This is a genomic window from Candidatus Poriferisodalis sp. (genome assembly GCF_965204195.1).
Lineage (GTDB): Bacteria > Actinomycetota > Acidimicrobiia > Acidimicrobiales > Poriferisodalaceae > Poriferisodalis.
Genome location: NZ_OZ241975.1, coordinates 1,536,803 through 1,560,310 on the forward strand (window position 1 = coordinate 1,536,803; position 23,508 = coordinate 1,560,310).

Consider the following 23,508-nt stretch of genomic DNA (forward strand, 5'->3'; position numbering starts at 1 on the left):
GAGAGCCCTGCAAATATCCCGTGCCGCACAGGAATGCCGCGGTACCTTCGGGCCGCGTGGCCCACGAGGTTCGCACCGAGGCCTTCGCGGGCCCGCTCGACGTGCTGGTGAAGCTGGTCGTCTCCCAAGAGGTGGACATCTGGGACGTGTCATTGACGCGCCTGGTCGACGACTTCGTCGCTGTCATGGCTGCTGTGAATGTCAGCACCGCTGACGTCGAGGGCAGAATCGATATTGACGCTGCCAGCGAATTCGCCCTGCTGGCAGCGACGTTGATTGAGCTGAAGTCCCGCCGGCTGCTGCCGGCCCCGCCGGTCGAATTGGATCTGGAGGAGGAACTGGCGGCCTACGGCCTGCGCGATGCCGCACTGGCCCGGCTGGTCGAGGGGCGCACGTTCGGCGCGGCCGCAAGGCTGCTGCGCGAGCGCTGGGACGCCGCGGCGCTGCAATGGCCCCGCACCGCGGGTCCCCCCGAGCGCTTCCTGGTGTTTGCGCCGGACCTGCTCGCGGGAGCATCTCGAGATGACCTGGCCGCGGCGATGGAACGGGCGCTCGCGCCGCGGCCCGTGCCGCGGGTCGACGTCAGTCACCTGAGGGCCGCCGGCATCACGGTGGACGAGGCGGCGGCGAAGATCGTCGAGCAGCTCGCATCGGCGGGCCCAGCGACCTTCCGGGAGCTCACCTGCGACATCACCGAGCGCATTGTGGTGGTGGTGTACTTCTTGGCGGTGCTCGAGCTGTTCGGATCGGGCCTTGTCGAGCTGACCCAGGCCGAGCGCTTCGGCGACATCGGTGTGGAGTGGATCGGCGACGGGGCAGCCCTGCCGGCGGCGGCCGGCGGCTACGGGGAAGACGCTGCGTGAGCGGTACCGCGCGCGGCCTGAGACTGGTCAGCGATGAGGGCCGCACGGTCGCTGAACCGCTTGATGCGCCGCAGGACACGCCCGCTGCACCCGCGACTCGCCCGCCGGCCCATCCGTCGATTCCCGCCGACGGCGGCACCGTCAACGGCGCATCGGAGACGGCGAATGGCCTCGTTGACTTCGCAGGGGAAGCTGGCGCCGACGACCAAGGGCTCGGCGCGTCGCGATCGATCGATGATCATGAGCTGTATGCAGCCGTCGAGGCTGTGCTGATGGTGGCGACCGAGCCGGTGCCGGTCGATGTGCTGGCCATGGTCACTGGCGCACCCACGGCAACCGTCGCGACGATCTGCAACGAACTCGCCCGGGAATATGCCAGAGCCGATCGGGGCTTCGCTCTCATGCAGGTGGCTGGCGGCTACCAACTTCAGACCGCCGCAGCGGTCGCGGAATACGTGGAGCGCTTCGTGGGGAGTCGCCGGTCAGCCCGCCTGTCCGCGGCGGCGATGGAGACCTTGGCGGTGGTCGCGTACAAGCAGCCGATCTCACGTGCGCAGATCAGCGCCATCCGGGGCGTCAATGCCGACGGCGTTGTTCGCACGCTTGCAGATCAGGGCTACATCGCCGAGGTCGCGCGCGATCCGGGTCCGGGCAATGCCGCTCTGCTCGGAACGACGGCAACCTTCCTCGAACGGCTGAGCCTCGACAGTCTCGACGACCTGCCGTCGTTGGCGGAGCTGCGCGTGGACCCTGAAGCGGTCGAAGCCATGGACCGCCTCGCAGTGCCCCAGCACGGCTAGCCGTCGTGACACCCGCGGGCGCGCCGGACCACGGCGACGCAGCCTCGCCCGACGGCGAACAGGACAGTGCCCAGGGAGGTCTGGGCCGCAGCATGCCGGATGACCGTGAAGCGGTGTCGCCCGACGGCGAACAGGACAGCGCTGAGCGGCTGCACAAGGTCATGGCCCGTGCCGGCGTTGCCAGCCGCCGCAAGTGCGAGGATCTGATCGCTTCGGGACGCGTCACGGTCAACGGCACAGTTGCCCGGGTCGGAGACCGTGCGGACCCGGCAGATCGGATCGAGGTCGACGGTGCCGTCGTCACGTGGGACGCAGCGATGGTCCACTACCTGGTGAACAAACCGCGCGGCGTGCTCAGCGCGGCATCGGACGACCGGGGCAGGCGCTGCGTGACCGATCTGGTGCCTGCTGCAGCTCGCGTGTATCCGATCGGGCGGTTGGACGCCGACTCCGAAGGGCTGATCATCGTCACCAACGACGGCGAGCTGACTCACCGGCTGACGCATCCGTCGTGGGGAGTGCCCAAGGAGTATCTCGCCCATGTGGATGGGGTGCCGGCACGCGGGGCGCTGGCGCAGTTGCGCACAGGTGTCGAGCTCGACGATGGGCCCACCGCGCCTGCTGCCGTGTCGATGCCCCAGGCGTCGGTGCTGCGCATCGTGATACACGAAGGCCGCAACCGCCAGATCCGCAGGATGTGCGAAGCCGTAGGACATCCGGTCGTGCGGCTGGTGCGCACGCGCATCGGGCCGCTCACCGACCCCGGACTGCGCCCCGGCGAGCACCGGATGCTGTCCGCCGATGAAGTCCGTGAGCTGCACCGCGCCGCGAAGCGGCGCAGCGATTGACGCTGACCGCCAACGACGCGAGCAGTTCGGCAACGACGCGAGCGCTGTGGCGCAGCAGTGCGCTGCTTCGTAGGCGTCGAGGAGTGCTGTTCGACGTACTCGCCATGTCACAGGCAGCGACCACAATGGGAGTGACACACGGACGAGCCTTGGCATGCCCGACCCGAACCGATACCAGCACACAGGAGCACGCAGATGAGCCTCGCTGAGACGTACCGGCTGTCGGGGCGCTACACCGACGACAGCGGCACCACGTTCATGACCGGACTGCAAGCCCTGGCTCGCCTGCCGATCGAACAGCTGCGGGCCGACCGGCGTGCGGGCCTGCGCACGGCGGCGTTCGTGTCGGGCTATCCGGGTTCGCCACTCGGCGGCTACGACGCCGCAGTCGAAGCTGCCCGCAGCGCCACGGATCTGCCGATCGTCCATTCATCGGCTGTCAACGAAGATCAAGCCGCGACGGCCGTCATGGGCAGCCAGCTGGCCACCACCCGCCCCGATGCCACTTACGACGGCGTCGTCGGGCTGTGGTACGGCAAGGCACCCGGCGTCGACCGCGCGACCGACGCGCTGCGCCATGCGGTCTTCGCCGGCACCGATCCGTGCGGCGGTGCAGTGGCCATTGCCGGTGACGACCCCGCTGCCAAGAGCTCCACGATCCCGTCGAGCTCGGCTGGCTCGATGGCCGACCTGCACATCCCAGTGCTGTACCCGGGCACGCCCGCCGAGGCGCTCGATCTCGGTCGCCATGCCATCGCCATGTCCCGGACGACGGGGTTGTGGACGGGCCTCAAGATCGTGGCCGATGTGGCGGACGGCGCTGCGACGGTCCTGCTGGATCCTGACCGGTTCGATCCGGTCATCCCGCTCGTCGACGGCGAACCGTACCGCCACCGGCCCGACGGCTACCTCCTCACGCCCCACACGGTCGACATCGAGCGCGAGATCGTCGAGGTCCGCTACGAGCTGGCCATCGCGTACGCCGCAGCTAACCGCTTGAACGACGCCACTATCGATCCGCCAGACGCCTGGATTGCGATCGTGGCCTCAGGCATCACCTACCGCGAGGTTCGCGAGGCACTGCGGCGGCTGGGCCTCGATAGCGATGAATCGGTCCGGGACGCAGGTGTCCGGCTCGTGCGGATGGGCATGCCGATTCCGTTCAGCCCCGATCGGGCCCGGCACTTCGCCCGCGGGGTCACGGAGATCTTCGTGATCGAAGAGAAGAGTCCCAATATCGAGTCGTTGCTCAAAGACGCCCTCTACAACCAATCGCACCATCCCCGCATCGTCGGCAAGACCGATGAGCGCGATCAGATGCTGCTCAGCTCGTACGGAGCTCTGACAGCCGATGAGCTGATCGAGCCGCTGCGCGGGAGGTTGGAGGCTCGCATCGGTGACCGGCTGGTGCAGCGCCAGCCGGAGCGCGTGCGCATCGAAGTGGCACTGGCACCCGGGCAGAGCCGCTCGCCGTACTTCTGCTCGGGTTGTCCGCACAACCGGTCCACCGAGGTACCCGACGGCGCCCTCGTGGGCGCCGGGATCGGCTGTCACACGATGGCGCTGTTCATGGATCCGGAGCGGGTCGGCGACATCGTGAGCTTGACGTGCATGGGCCAGGAGGGCACCCAGTGGATCGGCATGTCGCCCTTCGTCGAAACGCAGCACATCTTCCAAAACCTGGGCGACGGCACCTATTTCCACAGCGGCCAGCTGGCGATCGCCGGCGCGGTGGCCTCGGGCACCAACATCACCTACAAGCTGCTGTGGAACCGGGCTGTCGCCATGACGGGTGGGCAGGATCCCGCCGGGCAGCTGGAGGTGCCCGACGTGGCCGCCGGGCTGCTGGCGGGAGGCGTGGCCAAGGTGCTCATCACCACCGACGACCCGGCTGGCTACCGCGGCCGTGCGGTGCCTGCCGGTGTCGAGGTGTGGCATCGCGATCGCCTCACCGAGGCCCAGGAGCTGCTCGCCGGCATCGACGGCGTCACGGTGCTGATCCACGATCAGCAGTGCGCGGCCGAGGCGCGACGGGCCCGCAAGCGCGGCACACAGCCCACGCCGCCCAAGCGAGTGCTCATCAACGAGCGGATCTGTGAGGGCTGCGGCGATTGCGGCGCCAAGAGCAACTGCCTGTCGGTGCAGCCGGTCGACACGTTCTTCGGGCGCAAGACCCGCATTGATCAGACGTCGTGCAACCTCGACTACTCGTGCCTCGACGGCGACTGCCCGTCGTTCATGACGGTGACCGAGCCGGGGCCGTTCCGCACTGCGGTGCGCGAGATGCTGGCGCCGCTGCGGCGCAAGCGAGCAGCGAGCGGCGGCGATGGCTCCGGCGACGGCGCTCGACCCGAGCCGCCCGCTGAGCTACCCGATCCGGTGCCGCTCGTCGGTCCCGACGAGGTGTCGGTGCGCATGTGCGGGATCGGTGGCACCGGCGTGGTGACGGTCAACCAGGTGCTCGGCACGGCAGCAATGTTCGACGGCTTCGAGGTGCGAGGTCTCGACCAGATCGGGTTGTCGCAGAAGGCAGGCACGGTGGTGGGCGATCTGCGGCTGAAGCGGATCGGCGGGCCGGCCACGGCACGCCTCGGCAGCGGCCAGGCCGATGTGATCGTGGCCTTCGACCTGCTCGTAGCGGCATCGGCGGCAGGACTCGACGTCGCCGACCCGACCCGGACCATGGTCGTCGGGTCGACATCGCCGACGCCGACCGGCGCCATGGTCGCCGATCCGAGTATCGACATGCCCGCGACATCCGAGCTGCTCGAGCGGGTGGCTGCGGTCACTGTCGACGGCAAGCAGCACTGGGCCGATGTCGCTTCGCTGGTGACCGCACTCTGCGGCTCTGCGGTGACGGCGAATGTGTTCGTGGTGGGCATGGCCGTCCAGGCGGGCGCGCTGCCGATCACGCCGGCGAGCGTGGAGGCGGCCATCGAGCTGAACGGCGTTGCGGTCGCCCAGAACCTCGTGGCGTTCCGCTGGGGCCGGGCGATGATCTGCGATCCGGCGGCGGTGACCGCGGCCGCGGCGCGGCGCACGGCGAATGCGGCCGACCCCGATGCGAGCACTGCCACGGGCACCGGTCCTGACATCGCGATGCCCGAGCGGCTGGCGGCCCGTATCGACGAATTGACCGATGGGCTCGCGCTCAGGGAAACAGCGGGAGAACCCGACGAGCTGCGTACGGCGCTGCGCCGGTATGCAGCCGAGCTGTGCGCCTACCAGTCAGAGGATCTGGCAATGCAGTTCCTCCACGCAGTCGAACGCGTGGCGAGCGCAGACCGGGCAGCGGGAGACGGCTCCGGCCGGCTGACAGCCGTCGGGGCAGCAGGGCACTTCAAGCTGACGGCCTACAAGGACGAGTACGAGGTGGCCCGGCTCATGTCCGATCCGGAGGCGAATGCTGCGGCGCGGGACTTGGCTGCGTCGGTCGGCGGCACGGTGTCGTGGAGCCTGCACCCGCCGCTGCTGCGAGCCCTGGGGCGCACGGGCAAGATCCGGTTCTCGACAGCATGGCGGCCGGTATTCGCGCTGCTGGCGCGCGGCAAGCGCCTCCGGGGTCGATGGTGCGATCCGTTCGGCCGCACCGAGGTCCGCCGGACCGAGCAAGCGCTGCCTGGCGAGTACCGGACGGCGCTCGAGACAGCGCTCGAAGCGCTGGAGCGCGATGCCGGCGCAGCGCGTTACGAACAGGCGGTCGCCATCGCCGGGCTGGCTGAGCTGGTCCGCGGCTACGAGGACGTCAAGATGGCCACGGTGGAGACGTTCCGCACGGAGCTGGCAGCCCACGTCGCCGAGCTGGCGCCGCCCGACTGAGCCGCCGGGGCCCAGCAGGCATCTCGCCGGCCCAAACCGGCGACGTTCAGAGCCATCGGTACCCTTCGTGGCGTGGCCTCGAGTCCTGCCGAGACAACGCAGTTGCCGTCGCCTGCCGGTGCAGCGGCGCCGCCGCGCGCCAACGAACCGGCGGGCCGCGCCCAGGTCGTGGGCACGGGCCTGATCGGCGGATCGGTCGCAGCGGCACTGCGCAAGTCGGGATGGCATGTGACGGGGCGCGACGCCGTCGGCGATCACGCGCAGCGGGCACTCGAGCTCGGCTGTCTCGATGCGGTCGGCACCGACCCCGAGGCAACGTTCTGCGTGGTGGCGGTGCCCGCAGCGATGCTGGCCGACCAGGTTGCGATCGCACTCGCCGACACCGCCGCTGCGGGCGCCGTGGTGACCGACACCGGCAGCGTCAAGACGCCGGTCGCCCAGGTGATCGCCGATGCACGCTTCGTGCCGGGCCATCCGATGGCCGGCTCCGAACAGGACGGCATCGAAGGCGCGAATCCCGACATGTTCGCCGGTGCAGTGTGGGCCCTGACGCCGAATGAAGCCACCGACGACAGCGCCCTGCGTGCCTGCCAGGCAGTGCTGGCAGGTTTCGGGTCTGACGTGGTGACGATGACGCCCGAACGGCACGACGCTCTCGTTGCGGTAGTGAGCCATGTGCCGCACCTCGCCGCCGCGTCGCTGATGTGCCTGGCCGACGATCGAGCCCTCGATGACGCACCGCTGCTGCGCCTGGCGGCAGGCGGTTTTCGGGACATGACCAGGATCGCCGCCGGACACCCGGGCATCTGGCTGGACATCTGTGGTGAGAACCGCGATGCCATCGTGAACGTGCTCGACGAGTTGTCCGAGCGTCTGACGCAGATGCGCGACGTAGTCGCCGGAGCCGACCGTGAGGGACTGCGCGCCGTGCTCACTCAGGCGCGGCGCGCCCGCACCAACCTGCCGTCGCGCTATGTGCGGCCACAGGAGCTGCTGGAAGTGCGGGTACCGATCCCGGACCGCAAGGGCCAGATCGCAGCCATCACCATGCTCGCAGCGGACTGCGACGTGAACGTGGCCGACATTGAGGTGGCCCACTCGACTGAGGGGGCCGAGGGTGTGCTCGTGCTCGTGGTGGCGCGAACCGAGGCGCAGCGCTTTCTCGCGGCTCTGGCCGGGCAGGGGTATCACCCCACCACGCGCGATCTGGCATGAGCGCAGGGCGGGTCATCGGGGTCATCGACCCTTTCACCAATGGCGCATCGGGCACGGCGCTGTTGCCGGGTTCCAAGAGCATCACGAACAGGGCCGTGCTGTGTGCGGCCCTGGCCACCGGGCGCAGCACGCTCGACGGGGTCCTGTTCGCGGACGACACCGAGGCCATGATCGAAGCGGTCACTGCCCTCGGAGCGGTAGTGCGGGTGAATCGCGGCAAGCGTCGGCTCATCATCGATGGCATCGGCGGACGGCGCTCGGTATCGCATGACGCGCCAGACGAGCCGGTCATGGTGCACGCGCGCTCGTCGGGAACGACAGCCCGCTTCATCCTGCCCGTGGTCGCCGCCCTCGGCGGCCGCTGGCTGCTCGACGGCGATCCCCAGCTGCGCACGCGCCCGCTGGACGATCTGCTGGCGGCACAGCGCTCGCTGGGCGTCAAGGTGCGCGAACTCGGCGAGCACGGCTGCCTGCCGATTGACGTGTCATCGCAGGCCGTCGACGATGCGAGCGCTGTTCTGCGTCACATACGGATCCGGGCCGACGCTTCCAGCCAGTACGCGAGCGGCCTGCTGCTCGCCGGCCCTCTGCGCGGCGGCATTCATGTGGAGATCGATTCCGATTTCGACGCCGTCAGCCGGCCCTACATCGACATGACGGTCGCGGTCATGGAGGCCTTCGGCGCGAACGTGACCGTCCCGAGTGCCGATCGCTTCGTGGTGACCGAAGGCCGCTACCGGGCCGCCGACTATGTGATCGAGCCCGATGCGTCTGCCGCGAGCTATGTCTGGGCCGCTGCTGCCCTGTGCGGCGGCAAGGTGCGTGTCGAAGGGCTCGGCAGCCACAGCATCCAAGGCGACGTGCGATTCGCTGAGGTCCTCGGCGAGATGGGGGCAGATGTCACCGTCAGCGACGATGCCATCGCCGTCGGTGCGCCGCCGAGCGGAATGCTCCTCGGAGGCTCGTTCGACTTGCGCGACTTCTCCGACACCGCTCAGACGCTGGCTGCGGTGGCAGCGTTCGCGGAGGGCACCACCTCCATCGGCGGCATCGGATTCATCCGCCGCAAGGAGACCGACCGCATCGGCAACACGGCCACCGAGCTCGTCAAGCGCGGCGTCGATGCCGTGGCCGAGCACGACGGCATTACCGTCCGAGCGAACCCCTTCGGGCTCCGGGCGGGCTTGGTCGACTGCCACGGCGACCATCGGATGGCGATGGCGATGTCCCTGATGGGTTTGCGCGTGGCCGGGATCGACATCGACGATCCCGATTGCGTCGCCAAGACCTTCCCCGACTTCTTCGATGCGATCGAGGCGCTCCGCGGCTCCCGTGAACCAGTCTCGGAGCAACGGGTGACGGTGATCGCGATCGACGGTCCCGCCGCTTCCGGCAAGTCCAGCGTGGCCCGCGCAGTGGCCGGCGAGCTCGAGATGGACTATCTCGACACCGGCGCGATGTACCGGGCGGTGGCGTGGGCGGCCTTGCAAGCTGGAGTCGATCTCGATGACCTCGCGGCGGTAGCGGGTATTGCCCGCAGCGCCGATATCCAGATTTCGAGCGTGAGCAACGCCCAGCAGGTGATGGTCGACGGCGCCGATGCCACGGCGGCGATCCGCAGTGCAGAGGTGGATCGCAGCGTCAGCGTGGTGGCGGCCAACCCCCAGGTGCGTTGGGTGCTGACCCGACGCCAGCGCGACTGGGCGAATTTCGTCGGCGGGGGGGTGATGGAGGGCCGCGACATCGGCAGCGTGGTGTTCCCTGACGCTTTGCTGAAGGTGTTCCTCACTGCTGCGCCTGCGGAGCGGGCCCGCCGTCGCCTCGCCCAGCAGGCCGACTCGGCGGGCGGCGTCGACGATGCGAGTCACGACGACGGAGCCGTCGCAGCGCTGGCCGCGGAGTTGAGCGAGCGGGATCGGTTCGACTCGGGCCGGGCCGACTCGCCGCTGCAGGTGGCACCCCGCGCGGTCATTGTCGACACCAGCGAGCTGTCGCAGGATGAGGCTGTCGAGATCATCACCGCGCTGTATCGCCGTGCGGCTGGGCTCCAGGTCCCGATCCGTCCCAGCTCGGTCCAAGGCCGATGAGCGGATCGGGCCGGCCCGAGACCGATCTGCGCGACAGGCCGCTGAACATGGCCGTCTACAAGATCATGAAGTACGCAATCTGGGGCGTCTTCCGGGCGTGGAACCGGATCTCCGTTGATGGGCTGACGAACCTGCCCGACGGCCCGTGCGTGTGGGTGCCCAACCATCGCAGCTACATCGACACGCCGATCCACGCCGCGATTCCTGCGCGGATGCGGGTGATGGGCAAGGACTCGATGTGGAAGTACCGCTTTCCGGGCTGGCTGTTCACGACGATCGGCTGCTTCCCGGTGAACCGTGACGCGCCGGATCGGGCAGCGCTGAGGACTGCGCTAAATGCGCTGACCGACGGCGACGACCCGGTCGTGATGTTCGGCGAGGGCGAGCGCAAGGACGGGCCGCGGGTGCTGCCGCTCATGGACGGACCGGTGTACCTGGCGGCGCGGGCGCAGGTCCCGATCGTGCCCGTCGGCATTGGCGGAACTGCCGCAGCCATGCCGAGAGGCGCCAAGTTCATGTACCCCCGCCGGATCAAGTTCATCGTCGGCAAGCCGATGGACCCGCCGCCGCTGGGACCGAGTGGCCGGACATCACGACGAGCAGTGCGTGAGTTCACCGAGGAGCTGCGCGAGCGCATCCAGGAGCTCTTCGACCAGGCCCAAGCCGACGTCGGCACCCCCAACGTCCACTGAGCCAGGCGTTCGGGCTATAGCCGCAGTGGACGCGCGTCAGCGGTAGGCGTCTCTGCGTGGCGTGATGGCGGTGACTCGGATCACGTCGTCCGAGACCCGGTAGATGATGCGATGGCTCCTGCCGAGGCGGGCCGAGCGGAAGCCGCGCGGGTTGCCTTGCAGCTTCTTGCCGAGCGCAGGGTTGTTGTTGAGGCGCCGGATTATCTCCATCGCCCGCTGGCGTTGCGACTGAGGCAGCCCTCTCAGCGATTTGGCTGCACTGCGTGACAGTTCGGGCACAGCCCTGATCTTGTGTCGCTAGATCTCGTCGAGTCGAATGAATTCGCCTGCGGCGAACTCGGCCTCGCCCTGCGCAATGGCCGCCATCGTGTCGTCGTCGCTCAAGATGTTGAGCGTCTCGACGAGCGACTCGTACTCGTCACGCGAGACGATGACTGCTACCGGCCGGCCGTGCTTGGTGATGACGCACTGTGTGCCGGTGCGATCGATCTCGTCGACGATCTCGCTGAGGTTGCTGCGGACGTCTGTCAGCGGCGCCGTCGATGGGATGGGTTCCAGCCGTGATGACACAGTAGAAGTGTACAGTATTCCGTGCAGAAGGTTCGACGGCTTCTCAACTCGCCGGGCCCGCGAGCGTGGCCAGCACATTGCTGGCGGCGATGGACCGATCCGTGGCGCGAACTCGCGCTCTGGGGGGCACAGCGAGGCTGGCATGAACGGCCGCTTGCATGGCGTCGAGCAGGTCACGCAGCTCTCGCGGCGGGGGGAAGTACTCGTCCTCGTCGGTGATCGTCACCTCGGTAGTGCCCCCAGCGGGCGCCAAGCGTGCGATCACCGCATCCACGAGCTCTTCCGGCGCGGAAGCCCCGGCGGTGACTCCTACCGTGCCGCGCAGGTCGTCGGGCAGTTCAGCGGCGGCGTTCACACGCAGCACGCGCTCGCAGCCTGACTCCGCTGCCACCTTGGCCAATGCCATGGTGTTCGACGAGTTCGCTGAGCCGATGACGACCACGGCGTCACAGGCCGCAGCGATCTCGGCCAGTGCGCTTTGCCGATTGGTCGTGGCGAAGCACAAGTCGGAGCGACCCGGCATCCAGACGTCGCCGAAGCGATCCTTCGCGGCTTCGGCCACGTCGGACCAGTCGCGGTGGCTGAGCGTGGTCTGGGCCAGCACTGCCACGGGTGCGTCGGTGTCGTCGAGCAAGTCGACATCGGCAGGTTCCGAGACCAATGAGATCGACTCGGGCGCCACCGCCATCGTCCCGACCGCCTCGTCATGACCTTCGTGGCCTACATAGACGACCCTGAAGCCCTTGCCAGCACGTATGCGGACCTCGTGGTGCACCTTGGTCACCAAGGGGCAGACGGCGTCCACCACGTAGCCGCCGCGCCGCCGGGCCTCGGCGACGACATCGGGTGCCGAACCGTGCGCTGAGAGCATGAGCGGCCGACCGGGCGGCACTTCGGCGACGTCGTCGACGAACACCACGCCGAGTCGCTCGAAGCGATCTACCACGAGGCGGTTGTGGACGATCTCGTGGTAGCAGTACACCGGCGGCGGGAATGAGCGAACGAGCCAGGCGAGCGCCTTGATGGCCATTTCGACGCCGGCGCAGAAGCCACGAGGCGCCGCCAGCAGCACCTGGTCCACAGCCACCCAGTTGACGTTACCGACGCCGTGAGAGCTTCCTATCCTGAACCCATGTCCCGGCCGGTTGTGGTGGCGGTGCAGCCCGACTCGGCGGCCGAGACTGCCGGGCTGACGCCCGGCGATGAGGTGGTGTCGATCTCGGGCGTCATCCCGACTGATGTGATCGCCTGGCAGCTGCTGGTCGACGAGGCGGATCCCACGCTGGCGGTGCTGCGCGACGGGCACGAGATTGCCATCGACATTCCGAAGGCCGCTGGCGTCCCGCTGGGCGCCGAGGTGCATGCGGCGATCTTCGACCGGGTGCAGACCTGCGACAACCACTGCGAGTTCTGCTTCATCTACCAGCTGCCCCACGGGTTGCGCCGGAGCCTCTATCTCAAGGACGACGACTACCGGCTGTCGTTCCTGTACGGGAACTTCACGACGCTGACCCGTTTTACCGAACTGGACCTCGAACGGGTGCTGGACGAGCGGCTGTCGCCGCTGTACGTGTCGATCCATGCCACCGATCCTGACGTGCGGTCTCGAATGCTCCGCAACCCGCGCGGCGCGACAAGCCTGCGATGGCTGAGCGCGCTGCTCGGCGGGGGCATCGAGGTTCACGGTCAGGTCGTGGTGTGCCCGGGCGTGAACGACGGGCGGATGCTGGCCGACACGCTGGCAGGCGTGCTGGATCGGTTCCCGTCGCTGGCGACGCTGGCGGTGGTGCCGCTCGGGGTCAGCTCCCACCAGCGAGAGCCGGCCATGCGCCCGCACACGGCCGCGGAAGCTGCGGCGGTCGTCGACCTGTGCGAGGAGTGGCAGCAGCGCTATCTGGATGTGCTCGGCCGCCGGCTGGTGTTCGCTGCCGATGAGTACTACCTGCTGGCGGGTCGACCCTTTCCCGCAGCGGCGACGTACGGCGACTTCCCGATGCACGAGGACGGCATCGGCATGGCGCAGGCATTCTCCCAGGAGTTCTGGGCGGCCGGTGAGGCCGCCGACGGCGGAGATGCCGGATCCGAACGCGGTCTCAGGCAGCGCGCGCCGGCGGCGGGGTTCTTCTCGTGGGTGGACGGGGCGCCGGCGGAGGGCTATCGCGCAGTGCGGGTGCCCGGACATGGCGCGAACCGCAGCGGCGAGATTGACATCGACGGATTGCCGCTCAGTCTCGGACCCCAGCCGACGTCGACGCCGGTGGCCGTGGCGCTGCCGGGATCACCCCGTCATGGCCCTGCTCGAAAGATCCGCCCTACCAACGGCGAACCAGCCGCCCAGCCCATCGGGATCCTGACGGGCACCTACGGAGCTGCCGTGCTGGCACCGTTGGTGAGCCAGTGGCACGCAGATGCCATCGCCCGAGAGAAGCCGAGCCCGCCGGAGGCACGGGTCATCGAAGTGCCCAACAGCTTCTTCGGCGGCAACATCGGCGTGACCGGCTTACTCGCCGGCGTCGACATCGCCGCCGCGTTGGCCGCCGAGCCGGTCGAGCATCGCTACCTGCTGGCCGACGTCTGCCTGTCGGGCGGGCAGTTCCTCGACGGCATGACACCCGCCGAGCTGCCCCGGCACGTCGAGATCGTCCCGACGAACGGCAGCGCCCTGCGACAGTTGCTTGACGCTGCCGCCGCAGCACCGTCCGCTGCGGCCCCTCCGCGCGACACTGCATCGCACACAGAAGGTGCCTCGCAATGAGCGCCGAACTGCCCGTGGTGGGCATCGTGGGTCGGCCGAACGTCGGCAAGTCCACGCTGTTCAACCGGCTTGTCGGCCGCCGCGAGGCGGTAGTGGCGCCCGAGCCCGGCGTGACGCGCGACCGCAAGGCAGCTGAGGCCGCCTGGCGCGGGCACAAGTTCATCGTGGTGGACACCGGCGGGTGGTCCGCCGACGGCGACACGCTTGACGGCAAGGTGTCCTCCCAGAGCGAGCGCGCGATGGGCGACGCCGACGTGTTGCTGCTGGTGGTCGACCTCACCGTCGGCATCACCGAACCCGACGCTCGCATCGCCGCCATGCTGCGGCGCAGCGGCCAGCCCACCTTGGTGGTCGCCAACAAGGCAGACAGCGGCACTCGTGATGACGGTCGGTGGGAATTCAACGGCCTCGGGCTGGGCGAAGCCTGGGCCGTGTCCGCCCTCCACGGCCGCAACGTCGGCGATGTGCTCGATCGGGTGCTTGACCTGTTCGAGCTCAGCGCGGACGAGGCCGCAGACGACGAGTTGGACGAGACAGACGAGTTCGACGAGTTCCAAAACGCGGCAGCCCCCGACCGTGACGGGCCCAGCAGCGAGGACGAAGCGCCCGTCGATCCCGAGGCGGCGGTGCCGGCGGTCGCCATCGTGGGGCGGCCCAACGTCGGCAAGTCGACGCTGTTCAACCGGCTCATCGGCGACGAACGGTCCGTTGTGCACGACCAACCCGGCACGACCCGTGACACCATCGACACCCTCGTGGAGACCGAGGCAGGCCCGGTGCGGTTCGTCGACACCGCAGGCATGCGCCGCAAGGCGCGGGTCGACGCGGACACTGAGTACTACGCCAACTTGCGGGCGCTGCGGGCCATCGATGCCTGCGACGTATCGCTGCTGGTCATCGACGCCACTGAAGGAGTGACGGCACAGGACCAGCGTCTCGCCGAGCGCATCGACGCCGCGGGCTGCCCGATCGTGGTGCTGCTCAACAAATGGGAGACGCTGGATGCCGGGCATCGTGAAGGCGTTTTGGGGGAGCTGGCGCGTCGCCTGCACTTCGTCGGCGAATCACCCGTGTTGCGCATCAGCGCGCTGACGGGTCGGGGCGTGCATCGGCTGGTGCCCGCAGTCTCCGCCGCGATGGAGGCATACGAATCGAGAGCGCCGACTGCCAAGGTGAACGAAATCGTCCAGCTCGCGCAGTCCGTACAGCCGGCGCCAGGCGGAGCACGGGTGCTGTACGCCACCCAGGCCGCAACGCAGCCGCCGACGTTCACGTTGTTCGCCAACCGGGAGCTCCCAGCTACCTACCTGCGATACCTCGAGCGCCGCTTGCGCGAAGAGCTGGGCCTAGCGAAGACGCCGCTCAAACTGCGAGTGCGCCGACGATGAGGCCGCTGTCCAGACGCGGAGCGCCCTCGACCGCCCAGCGGCAGAATCGTCGCCCGCTTCCAGACGGACCTCGTCATCCCGGCCGGCGCAGGAGCGGCGAAAGCGACCAGGCCCAGCAGCGGCGTTCGGGGGCGCCGTGGCACTTCTGGCTCGTCGTCATCATGGCGACCGTGTACTTGGGCTGGCGTGCGGTCGAAGGCGTCGTGTGGCTGATCCAGTGGATCGCTGGCGTCATCAGTTGAGCGGCTCGACGTTGAACTGTCCATTCAACCCAGCCGGTATCGTGCCTGCGGAACGGGCTGTGGCGCAGTCTGGTTAGCGCACTGGTCTGGGGGACCAGGGGTCGGAGGTTCAAATCCTCTCAGCCCGACCACAGCGGGGTTTGTCATGGCAAAGGGTGTGCCAGCGGTTGCTCCGGGCGGCAGGGTGTCACGGCGGCTCGCCACAGGAGTCTTCGCATTTGAAGGCGACGACTCCGATGCGGATCTCCGTCAGCAGTTCGGCGTGGCCACGCTCCTGCAGACCGTCCGCGAGCTCAGTGGCCTGAAGTTCATCCGGCGCGACATCGGCACCGCGCCCGAGCTCTTCTACTACGTCCGCAAATGGACCCAGCAGCGCTACCGCGACTATCAGATCGGGCACTTCGGATTTCACGGCAAACCTGGAGAACTCTGGCTGAGCGGCTCCACCAAGGTGACCCTGGAGGAGCTCGCCGACGTGCTCGACGGACGGGCCGGCGGACGGATCATCTATTTCAGCTCGTGCGAGATCATGCGCACCGACGACGCGGCCTTGCGGCAATTCCAGGAGCGGTCCGGAGCTGCGGCGGTGATCGGCTTTCTCGAGCGGGTCGGCGGCAGCTTGGAGCTCCCGGCATTCGAGCTTCTGCTTCTGCAGGCGCTGAACGACGACACGAGGATGGACGCTGTGGAGGACCGTATCCGCCGCCAGCATCCCTATCTGTGCGAATTGCTCGGCCTCAAGATCATTGACTGATCGGCGGTGTTCCCGAGGGGCAGCAGGGAGCAACACACGGCTGGCGAGCGCGGTGCAATGATGTGCCTGACGGAGCGAAGGGGAGCGCCGATGAGCGAGACCGCAACTGAACATCGCAAGCCCGAGATTTCGGTCGTGCAGGAGCCAGGGCGGGTCACCGTCCGGGTGGACGGCGTGGTCGTGGCCGATTCCACCTCGGCTCTGGTGCTGACCGAAGGACGGCTCCCACCGCGCCACTACCTGCCGGTTTCAGACGTGAAGATGGAGTTGCTGCACCCGACTGTGCTGTCCACTCATTGACCGTGGAAGGGCGATGCCAGCTACTGGTCAGTAGCAGTCAACGGTCAGAGCTACGACGACGTCGTGTGGTCCTACCCCGATCCGATCCCCGAGATGGCGGAGATCGCCGGTCTGATGAGCTTCTATGCCGAGCGTGACGAGGTAGATCAAACCGTCAACTAAGCGGCGGAGCCGATCAACCGAGGGTTGCGGCGAGCTCCAGCGCCTCGTCCCACGTCGGGTGGTTGGCCAGCAGGCGGCGGAATCGCACGAATGGCCTGATCGCGTCGAGCGCCATCACCCCGCTCAGGCGGCCGTTGTGCCGGTAACCGGCCAAGAACGAGCGACCTGAGTCTGGGCCATCTTCAGCCGAGCCGACGAGCACCTCAACATCGTCGTCGGCGTCGGGATGTCCAGCAATCTGGATGCGGGCGTCGTACTGGTCGGACCACACGAAGGGAACCGAGTTGTACGGCTGAGCTTCGGCAGGCGCGACCAGGTTGCGTCCCACCGCCATGCCATGCTCGACTGCCGCCGTCCAGTGCTCGACCCGAACCGGGTCGGAAACCCCCAGCGGCCCCAGCCAGCCATTGCCGGCGCGCGCAACATCGCCCACGGCATAGATGCCTTGCGGCCCGCAGCACAGCGTCTCATCACAGACCACGCCGTTGTCGATCTGCAGTCCCGAGCCTTCCAGCCACGCCGTGTTGGGTACTACCCCGATGCCGACGACCACGAGATCAGCGGGGACGCGACTGCCGTCAGCCATGGCAACCGCTTCGACACGGTCGGTTCCCAGCACGCCGTCGACGCCGATGCCCAGCCGCAGCTCGACGCCGTTCTGGCCGTGCAGCGCGCCGACCCGCGTGCCCATCTCGGCACCTAGCCCGCGCACCAGCGGGGCCGGGGCCGCTTCGATCACCGTCACCTCGCAGCCGCGAGCCGCAGCAGAAGCGGCGACCTCCGAACCGATGAAGCCGCCGCCCACCACGGCGACTCGTGCGCCGGCGATAAGACCTTCTCGGATGGCCATCGAGTCGTCGAGGGTCCGCAGTGTGTGCACGCCTGCCATGTTCCCGACGCCGGGCAGCGGTCGAGCCGCTGCGCCGGTTGCGATGATGAGGCCGTCGAATGGCACTGTCTCGGCGCTGCCGCCTGCCGCCGGGGCGACAGCGACCGTGCGAGCTGCTACGTCGAGCCCCACCGCATGGGTGCTCAGCATGACCTCCACGTCGAGATCTTCGTAGGCGCCCTCCGGGTCGAGGGCCAGCGAGCTGGGATCGTTGTCGCCAGTCAGGTATTCCTTCGACAGCGGCGGCCGGTCGTAGGGGAGATGCGGCTCGGCGCCGATGAGCGTCAGCGGCCCGTCATGGCCTGCAGCGCGCACGCTGTGCACTGCGCGCGCGCCTGCCAGCGACGCACCGACGACGACGATGCGATTCGGTGTGTTCGACACATCAGCAGTGTGGCACCTCCGGCGCGAGCGAGGACTGGTTGTCAGGGTGCCGCCGGCCGCTGCCGCCTAGCCGGATATCCAGCGCCTGCAAGGGTTCGGGCGCCCGCCCCACCCTCGCTGCGCAGCCGTCGGGGCGAGGCCTGCCGCACTGCGAGCGCGCGGTCCGCCGATCGGAATTCCCGCAGTTCCGGTTGAGTATTCCGACGCTGCGGCTGACGCGCTATAACTGTTCCTCACATCCGTGGAATTACACCGGTGTCATTTTCGCCGGGTGGATGGCAGTCGGGCCGCATGCGGCACAGGCTGCGGGGAGCGAGAGATTCGTGGAAATGGCAGTCCGCACCACAGACATGGACGGCCTCGGGCGATCGGACGGCCCGAGATGAGCGTCACCGAGGCAGCGCCTCCGTCACCGACGGCCGAGGCTGCGCAGCAGGGCCCAGACACCCCCGGCATGCGCGTGCAGAAGCGCGACGGCTCCATGCAAGCCGTCGACGTCAACAAGATCGTCCGCGCCGTCGAACGCTGCGCCACCGAACTGGCCGGTGTCGATCCCATGCGGGTCGCGACGCGGACCATCTCGGGTCTTCATGACGGCGCCACGACCACCGAGCTCGACGAGCTGTCGATTCGCACGGCCGCTGCGCTGATCTCTGAGGAACCGAACTACTCGAAGCTGGCCGCCCGTTTGCTGGCCACCTACATCGACAAGGAAGTCCGGAACCAGAACATTTACTCGTTCAGCCAGTCCATCTCCGAAGGCGGCGAGTGCGGGCTCATCCATCCCGATGTGGTGGCATTCGTCGCTGCAAACGCCCGCAAGCTCAACGATGCGGTCATAGCGCAGCGCAACGGCGATTTCGAGTTCTTCGGGCTCCGCACCGTGTACGACCGCTACCTGCTGCGGCATCCGCAGCGCCGGACGGTCATCGAGAACCCGCAGTACTTCCTGTTGCGCGTTGCCTGCGGTCTGTCGCAGACGGCCGAAGAGGCCATCTCGTTCTACGAGCTCATCTCCAGCCTGCGCTACCTGCCGTCGTCGCCCACGCTGTTCAACTCGGGCACGGCCCACCCGCAGATGTCGTCGTGCTACCTGCTTGACAGCCCCACCGATTCGCTCGAAGGCATCTACGACCGCTATTCCGACATCGCCAAGCTTTCGAAGTTCGCCGGCGGCATTGGCGTGGGCTGGCACCGGGTGCGGTCACGCGGCTCGCTGATCAGCGGCACCAACGGCCTGTCGAACGGCATCGTGCCGTGGCTCAAGACGCTCGACTCGTCGGTTGCGGCTGTGAACCAGGGCGGCCGGCGCAAGGGCGCTGCGTGCGTGTACCTCGAAACGTGGCATGCCGACATCGAGGAGTTCCTGGAGCTGAAGGACTCCACCGGCGACCATGCCCGGCGCACCCACAACCTGAACCTGGCGAACTGGGTGCCCGACGAGTTCATGCGCCGGGTAGAGAACGACTGGCAATGGTCGCTGTTCGATCCCAAGCAGGTGCCGCATCTCACCGACCTGTACGGCGACGAGTTCACCGATGCGTACCGGGAAGCTGAAGCTGCCGGACTGTACGAGCGGCAGGTGTCAGCCCGCGAGCTGTACAGCCGCATGATGCGCACGCTCGCCCAGACCGGCAACGGCTGGATGACCTTCAAGGACGCCTCGAACGCCAAGTCCAACCAGACCGGCGGGCCCGGCAACGTCATCCACCTGTCGAACCTGTGCACCGAGATCCTCGAGGTCACCAGCGACGCCGAGACGGCGGTCTGCAATCTCGGCTCGGTCAATCTCGCCAAGTTCGTGCGGCAGGGCCCGGATGGCGGCAGAACCGTCGACTACGACGCACTGGGAGAGGTCGTGCGCACGGCGGTGCCCTACTTGGACCGCGTCATCGACATCAACTACTACCCGACGCCCGAGGCCGCCCGGTCGAACGAGCGCTGGCGTCCGGTCGGGCTGGGCGTCATGGGCCTGCAGGACGTGTTCTTCCAGCTCAATCTGGCGTTCGATTCGCCTGAGGCGGTCGAGATCGCGGCCCGCATCGCCGAGGAGATCTACTACTGGGCGGTCTGGTCAAGCTGCGAGCTGGCTCGCCAGCACGGGCCGCACGGCGCGTTCGACCAGACACGAGCCGCTGCGGGAGAGCTGCAGTTCGACCTGTGGGGCATCGAGCCGTCCCAACCTCAACGCTGGGCCGAGCTGCGCGAGCGGATCGGCCAGCACGGGCTGCGCAATTCGCTGCTGGTGGCCGTTGCGCCCACTGCCACCATCGCGTCCATCGCCGGCTGCTACGAGTGCATCGAGCCGCAGGTGTCGAACCTGTTCAAGCGAGAAACGCTGTCGGGTGAGTTCATGCAGATCAACCGCTACCTCGTGCGAGAGCTGCAGCAGCGTGGCCTGTGGAGCGAGGCCATGGCCAACAAGATCAAGATGGCCGAGGGTTCGGTGCAGGCCATCGCCGAGATCCCCGATGACCTCCGCTCGGTGTACCGCACTGCGTGGGAGCTGCCCCAGCGGGCGCTCATCGACATGGCCGCCGCACGGGGCGCTTTCATCGACCAGAGCCAGTCGCTGAACCTGTTCATGGAGAGCCCCAACATCGGCAAGCTCTCCTCGATGTACATGCACGCCTGGAAATCGGGCCTGAAGACCACGTACTACCTGCGCTCCCGACCGGCGACGCGCATCAACCAGACCACGACCGACAACGCATCTCCCAGCAATGGCGCCCAGCGCGATGGGGGCCAGCCCAACGGCGGCGCCGCAACGCAAGCGACCGTCTCGACCATGCCCGACCCAGCCGCGGCGGGCTCGGCCGCCGCGGTCATCGACACAGCCGCCGACACAGCAGCAGCCGATGCCGTGGCGTGCTCGCTGGAGAACCCCGAGACCTGCGAAGCCTGCGAATGAGGCGTCGCGAGCAATTTGGCAGAACCACCTGACACAGACAGAGGATCCCCATGGCACTCGTGCAGACAGCGCCCGAATTGGGGCCCGAGCCGCTTCCAGACGGCGGGTCGCAGACCGGCCCGGGCGCCGGTTCCGCTGTCCGCAGCGGCAACATCCTGGACCCTGGCTTCGAGCTGACACTGCGGCCGATGCGGTACCCGCAGTTCTTCGACATGTACCGCGACGCCATCCGCAACACTTGGACGGTCGAGGAGATCGATTTCTCCGACGACATCGTCGACCTCAACCGCAAGCTGGCGCCTGCCGAGCGGCACCTCATCAACCGGCTCGTGGCGTTCTTCGCCACCGGCGACTCGATCGTCGCCAACAACCTGGTGCTGAACCTCTACCAGCACATCAACAGCCCCGAAGCTCGCATGTACCTGAGCCGGCAGCTGTACGAGGAAGCGCTGCACGTGCAGTTCTACCTGACGCTGCTGGATCACTACATCCCTGATCTCGATGAGCGAGCGGCGGCGTTCTCGGCCATCGAGAACATTCCCTCCATTGCCGCCAAGGCCGACTTCTGTTTCCGCTGGATGGACAGCGTGTGGTCGCTCGACCAGCTCTCCACCGTCGAGCACCGCAAGGCCTTCCTGCTGAATCTCATCTGCTTCGCGGCGTGCATCGAGGGGCTGTTTTTCTTCGCGGCATTCGCGTACGTCTATTTCCTGCGGTCGAAGGGCTTGCTGAACGGCTTGGCGGCCGGCACGAACTGGGTGTTCCGTGACGAGTCGGCGCACATGAACTTCGCGTTCGAGGTGGTGCGGACGATCCGCTCAGAGGAGCCCGACCTGTTCGACCAGGATCTCGCCGATCGGATCCGCGAGATGATCGTCGAGGCGGTCGACGTCGAGACGCAGTTCGCGCGCGACGTGCTGTCAGGCGGCGTGGCGGGCATGTCTGTCGCCGACACTCGGTCCTACCTGGAGTTCGTGGCCGATCAGCGGCTGGCCCAGCTCGGGCTGCCGAAGAACTTCGGCTCCAAGAACCCCTTCTCGTTCATGGAACTGCAGGACGTGCAGGAGCTCACCAACTTCTTCGAGCGCACCGTCGCCGCCTACCAGGTCGGCATCGAAGGCGAGGTCGCCTTCGACGAGGACTTCTAGGCGAGGTCGCCTTCGACGAGGACTTCTAGGCGAGGTCGCCTTCGACGAGGACTTCTCGCTAGGCGTCCGCCGACCCGTCGAAGGCTGCCATCAGCTGGTCCACCGCAGCGGTCGGCGTCAGACGGTCGGCTCGCACTTCGTCTTCGAGATCGGCCAGCAGGTCCTGAGCACGCGTCGTCAGCCGTGCGCGCATGCGCTCAGTCAGCATGGCGCGCATCCAGCGCACCCGCTGATCCGCCCGGCGGGCTGCCAGCTCGCCCGATGCCGACATGAGCCGGCGGTGCTCGGCCACGTGGTCCCACAGCGTCTCGAGGCCGTCTGCGGTCAGACCTGAGCAGGTGATCACCGGGGGAGTCCAAGTCGGCGACGCCGGCTTGGTCATGTGCAGCGCCAGCTGGTAGTCGCGTGCCGCGTTGGCGGCCCGCTCGACGTTGTCTCCGTCGGCCTTGTTGACCGCGATCAGGTCCGCGATCTCGAGGATGCCCTTCTTGATGCCTTGCAGGTCGTCGCCGGCGCCCGGCAGCATCAGCACCACAAAGAAATCCACCATGCCGGCCACGGCCGTCTCTGACTGGCCGACGCCCACGGTCTCGACGAGCACCACATCGAATCCCGCTGCTTCCAGCACCAGGATCGTCTCGCGGGTCACCCGCGTCACCCCGCCGAGCTGTCCGGCCGTTGGCGAGGGCCGTACGAAGGCATCTGGGTCATTGGCCAGTGCCGTCATCCGGGTCTTGTCACCCAGGATGGAGCCTCCGTGCAGCGCCGACGTCGGGTCGACGGCCAGCACGGCCACACGGTGACCCTGCTTCGTCAGCGCAGTTCCGAGTGTCTCGATGAGCGTGCTCTTGCCCACGCCGGGCACACCGGTGATGCCCACTCGATGCGTACCACCGGTGTCGGTCAGCAGCTCGGCGAGCAGCTCCTGCGCCGGTTCGGCATCGTCAGCCAGCCGCGACTCCACGAGCGTGATGGCCTGGCCGATGGCGGCGCGGTCGCAGGCGCGCACGCCAGCGGCAAGCTCAGCGACATTGACTTCGGCCATCGGTAGCAAGGTACCGGGAGCCACGGCGACGGCCTGCCTGCGCGGACCGGCACTTCGGGCACAATGTGCGGGTGGGATTGCTGAAGCGGATGCGCACGGGGGACCGTTCTCACCCCGCCGAGCAGTACCTGAACCAAGGCGACCACCTGCACGCACTCGTGCCGGCGCAGGGCGGGCTGCACCCTTTCTCGATGCTGGTGATCGGCGTGGCGGCGCTGGCCGGCATCGTGCTGACGGTGGATCTGCCGTGGGTGCAGGTCAGCCTGATCTCCACGACGGTCTTCGCGACAGCAGCAGTGCTGACTATGTCGCGTTACCGCCTGCTCGCACTGACCGATGCCGACATCGTGGTCATGCGCACCCGGGCGCTGAGGCCGGCCAAGCCGGTCGAGCTGCTCGACCGCATCGAGCGCACAGCGCCGTTCGACATCCGCGGCTCGGCGTGGGGGCAGATCGTCGTCGGCGACGAGAAGCTGTGGGTGCACCGCCGCTACCACAGCCACCTAGAAGAAGCCGACGCGCGGCTCGCGGCCGCGCCGCGCGGCATGCGAGCGGCGTCCAGCTCGGCCTACCGCGCCGCTCGGGCCAAGAAGAAGGTCCGCAACGTGGGACGCCGCCATCGTTGAGCCTGCGGCC

The 23,508-nt window shown here is 68.0% G+C and carries 19 protein-coding genes, 1 tRNA gene and 1 pseudogene; 16 read left to right on the plus strand and 5 right to left on the minus strand.

Annotation, left to right across the window (positions count from 1 at the left end):
* The first annotated feature begins 56 nt into the window (after positions 1–56).
* The 7 genes from ACOGI8_RS06820 to ACOGI8_RS06850 all read left to right on the plus strand — a co-directional run bounded on the left by ACOGI8_RS06820 (position 57) and on the right by ACOGI8_RS06850 (position 10,324).
* Positions 57–863, plus strand: coding sequence for a segregation and condensation protein A (locus ACOGI8_RS06820; RefSeq protein WP_419856115.1), 807 nt, complete (start codon positions 57–59; stop codon positions 861–863).
* Positions 860–1,663: an SMC-Scp complex subunit ScpB gene (gene scpB / locus ACOGI8_RS06825; protein ID WP_419856116.1), complete on the plus strand. Its 804-nt coding sequence runs from the start codon at positions 860–862 to the stop codon at positions 1,661–1,663. The genes ACOGI8_RS06820 and scpB overlap by 4 nt, the downstream gene beginning before the upstream one ends.
* 5 nt (positions 1,664–1,668) lie before the next feature.
* Positions 1,669–2,511, plus strand: a complete 843-nt coding sequence (locus ACOGI8_RS06830; protein WP_419856117.1) for a pseudouridine synthase — start codon at positions 1,669–1,671, stop codon at positions 2,509–2,511.
* A 195-nt stretch (positions 2,512–2,706) separates the two neighbouring features.
* Positions 2,707–6,330, plus strand: coding sequence for an indolepyruvate ferredoxin oxidoreductase family protein (locus ACOGI8_RS06835; protein ID WP_419856118.1), 3,624 nt, complete (start codon positions 2,707–2,709; stop codon positions 6,328–6,330).
* A gap of 72 nt (positions 6,331–6,402) precedes the next feature.
* Positions 6,403–7,545, plus strand: a complete 1,143-nt coding sequence (locus ACOGI8_RS06840; protein WP_419856119.1) for a prephenate dehydrogenase/arogenate dehydrogenase family protein — start codon at positions 6,403–6,405, stop codon at positions 7,543–7,545.
* On the plus strand, positions 7,542–9,632 hold the full coding sequence (gene aroA / locus ACOGI8_RS06845) for a 3-phosphoshikimate 1-carboxyvinyltransferase (RefSeq protein ID WP_419856120.1): 2,091 nt from the start codon (positions 7,542–7,544) through the stop codon (positions 9,630–9,632). Before ACOGI8_RS06840 ends, aroA begins: the two co-directional genes overlap by 4 nt.
* Positions 9,629–10,324 (plus strand): lysophospholipid acyltransferase family protein, encoded by a 696-nt coding sequence (locus tag ACOGI8_RS06850; protein ID WP_419856121.1) that lies wholly within the window; start codon positions 9,629–9,631, stop codon positions 10,322–10,324. The genes aroA and ACOGI8_RS06850 overlap by 4 nt, the downstream gene beginning before the upstream one ends.
* Positions 10,325–10,360: 36 nt before the next feature.
* On the opposite strand, the gene ACOGI8_RS06855 is transcribed toward ACOGI8_RS06850, so the two are convergent.
* The 3 genes from ACOGI8_RS06855 to ispH are packed head-to-tail and all read right to left on the minus strand — an operon-like array spanning position 10,361 to position 11,981.
* Positions 10,361–10,603 (minus strand): type II toxin-antitoxin system RelE family toxin, encoded by a 243-nt coding sequence (locus ACOGI8_RS06855; protein WP_419856122.1) that lies wholly within the window; start codon positions 10,601–10,603, stop codon positions 10,361–10,363.
* Between the two features lie 18 nt (positions 10,604–10,621).
* The gene (locus ACOGI8_RS06860; RefSeq protein WP_419856123.1) at positions 10,622–10,894 is read right to left on the minus strand and encodes a type II toxin-antitoxin system Phd/YefM family antitoxin; all 273 of its coding nucleotides are present in this window, start codon (positions 10,892–10,894) and stop codon (positions 10,622–10,624) included.
* A gap of 43 nt (positions 10,895–10,937) precedes the next feature.
* A complete protein-coding gene (ispH, locus tag ACOGI8_RS06865) occupies positions 10,938–11,981 on the minus strand; it encodes a 4-hydroxy-3-methylbut-2-enyl diphosphate reductase (RefSeq protein ID WP_419856124.1) in 1,044 nt (347 codons plus the stop codon).
* Between the two features lie 45 nt (positions 11,982–12,026).
* Between ispH and ACOGI8_RS06870 the strand changes: the two genes are divergently transcribed.
* The 6 genes and pseudogenes from ACOGI8_RS06870 (at position 12,027) to ACOGI8_RS06895 (ending at position 16,495) form a co-directional block, all read left to right on the plus strand.
* A complete protein-coding gene (locus tag ACOGI8_RS06870; protein ID WP_419856125.1) occupies positions 12,027–13,649 on the plus strand; it encodes a DUF512 domain-containing protein in 1,623 nt (540 codons plus the stop codon).
* Entirely contained in the window at positions 13,646–15,037 is a 1,392-nt protein-coding gene (gene der / locus ACOGI8_RS06875; protein WP_419856126.1) for a ribosome biogenesis GTPase Der, read from the plus strand. The genes ACOGI8_RS06870 and der overlap by 4 nt, the downstream gene beginning before the upstream one ends.
* Entirely contained in the window at positions 15,034–15,279 is a 246-nt protein-coding gene (locus tag ACOGI8_RS06880) for a hypothetical protein (protein ID WP_419856127.1), read from the plus strand. The genes der and ACOGI8_RS06880 overlap by 4 nt, the downstream gene beginning before the upstream one ends.
* A gap of 53 nt (positions 15,280–15,332) precedes the next feature.
* Positions 15,333–15,410 (plus strand) — tRNA-Pro (locus tag ACOGI8_RS06885).
* 14 nt (positions 15,411–15,424) lie between these two features.
* Entirely contained in the window at positions 15,425–16,033 is a 609-nt protein-coding gene (locus tag ACOGI8_RS06890; protein ID WP_419856128.1) for a DUF6642 family protein, read from the plus strand.
* Positions 16,034–16,123: 90 nt separating this feature from the next.
* Positions 16,124–16,495, plus strand: a pseudogene (locus tag ACOGI8_RS06895) (DUF427 domain-containing protein).
* A 13-nt stretch (positions 16,496–16,508) separates the two neighbouring features.
* On the opposite strand, the gene ACOGI8_RS06900 reads toward ACOGI8_RS06895, so the two are convergent.
* Complete coding sequence (locus ACOGI8_RS06900) at positions 16,509–17,768, minus strand: NAD(P)/FAD-dependent oxidoreductase (protein WP_419856129.1); 1,260 nt, start codon at positions 17,766–17,768, stop codon at positions 16,509–16,511.
* A gap of 382 nt (positions 17,769–18,150) precedes the next feature.
* On the opposite strand from ACOGI8_RS06900, the gene ACOGI8_RS06905 reads away from it, so the two are divergent.
* Both ACOGI8_RS06905 and ACOGI8_RS06910 read left to right on the plus strand, forming a co-directional pair.
* Entirely contained in the window at positions 18,151–20,679 is a 2,529-nt protein-coding gene (locus ACOGI8_RS06905) for a ribonucleoside-diphosphate reductase subunit alpha (protein WP_419856130.1), read from the plus strand.
* A gap of 188 nt (positions 20,680–20,867) precedes the next feature.
* Positions 20,868–21,827 (plus strand): ribonucleotide-diphosphate reductase subunit beta, encoded by a 960-nt coding sequence (locus ACOGI8_RS06910; protein WP_419856378.1) that lies wholly within the window; start codon positions 20,868–20,870, stop codon positions 21,825–21,827.
* A gap of 58 nt (positions 21,828–21,885) precedes the next feature.
* Here ACOGI8_RS06910 and meaB read toward each other — a convergent pair whose 3' ends face one another.
* Entirely contained in the window at positions 21,886–22,872 is a 987-nt protein-coding gene (gene meaB, locus ACOGI8_RS06915; protein WP_419856131.1) for a methylmalonyl Co-A mutase-associated GTPase MeaB, read from the minus strand.
* 71 nt (positions 22,873–22,943) lie between these two features.
* On the opposite strand from meaB, the gene ACOGI8_RS06920 reads away from it, so the two are divergent.
* On the plus strand, positions 22,944–23,498 hold the full coding sequence (locus tag ACOGI8_RS06920) for a hypothetical protein (protein WP_419856132.1): 555 nt from the start codon (positions 22,944–22,946) through the stop codon (positions 23,496–23,498).
* Positions 23,499–23,508: the final 10 nt, after the last annotated feature.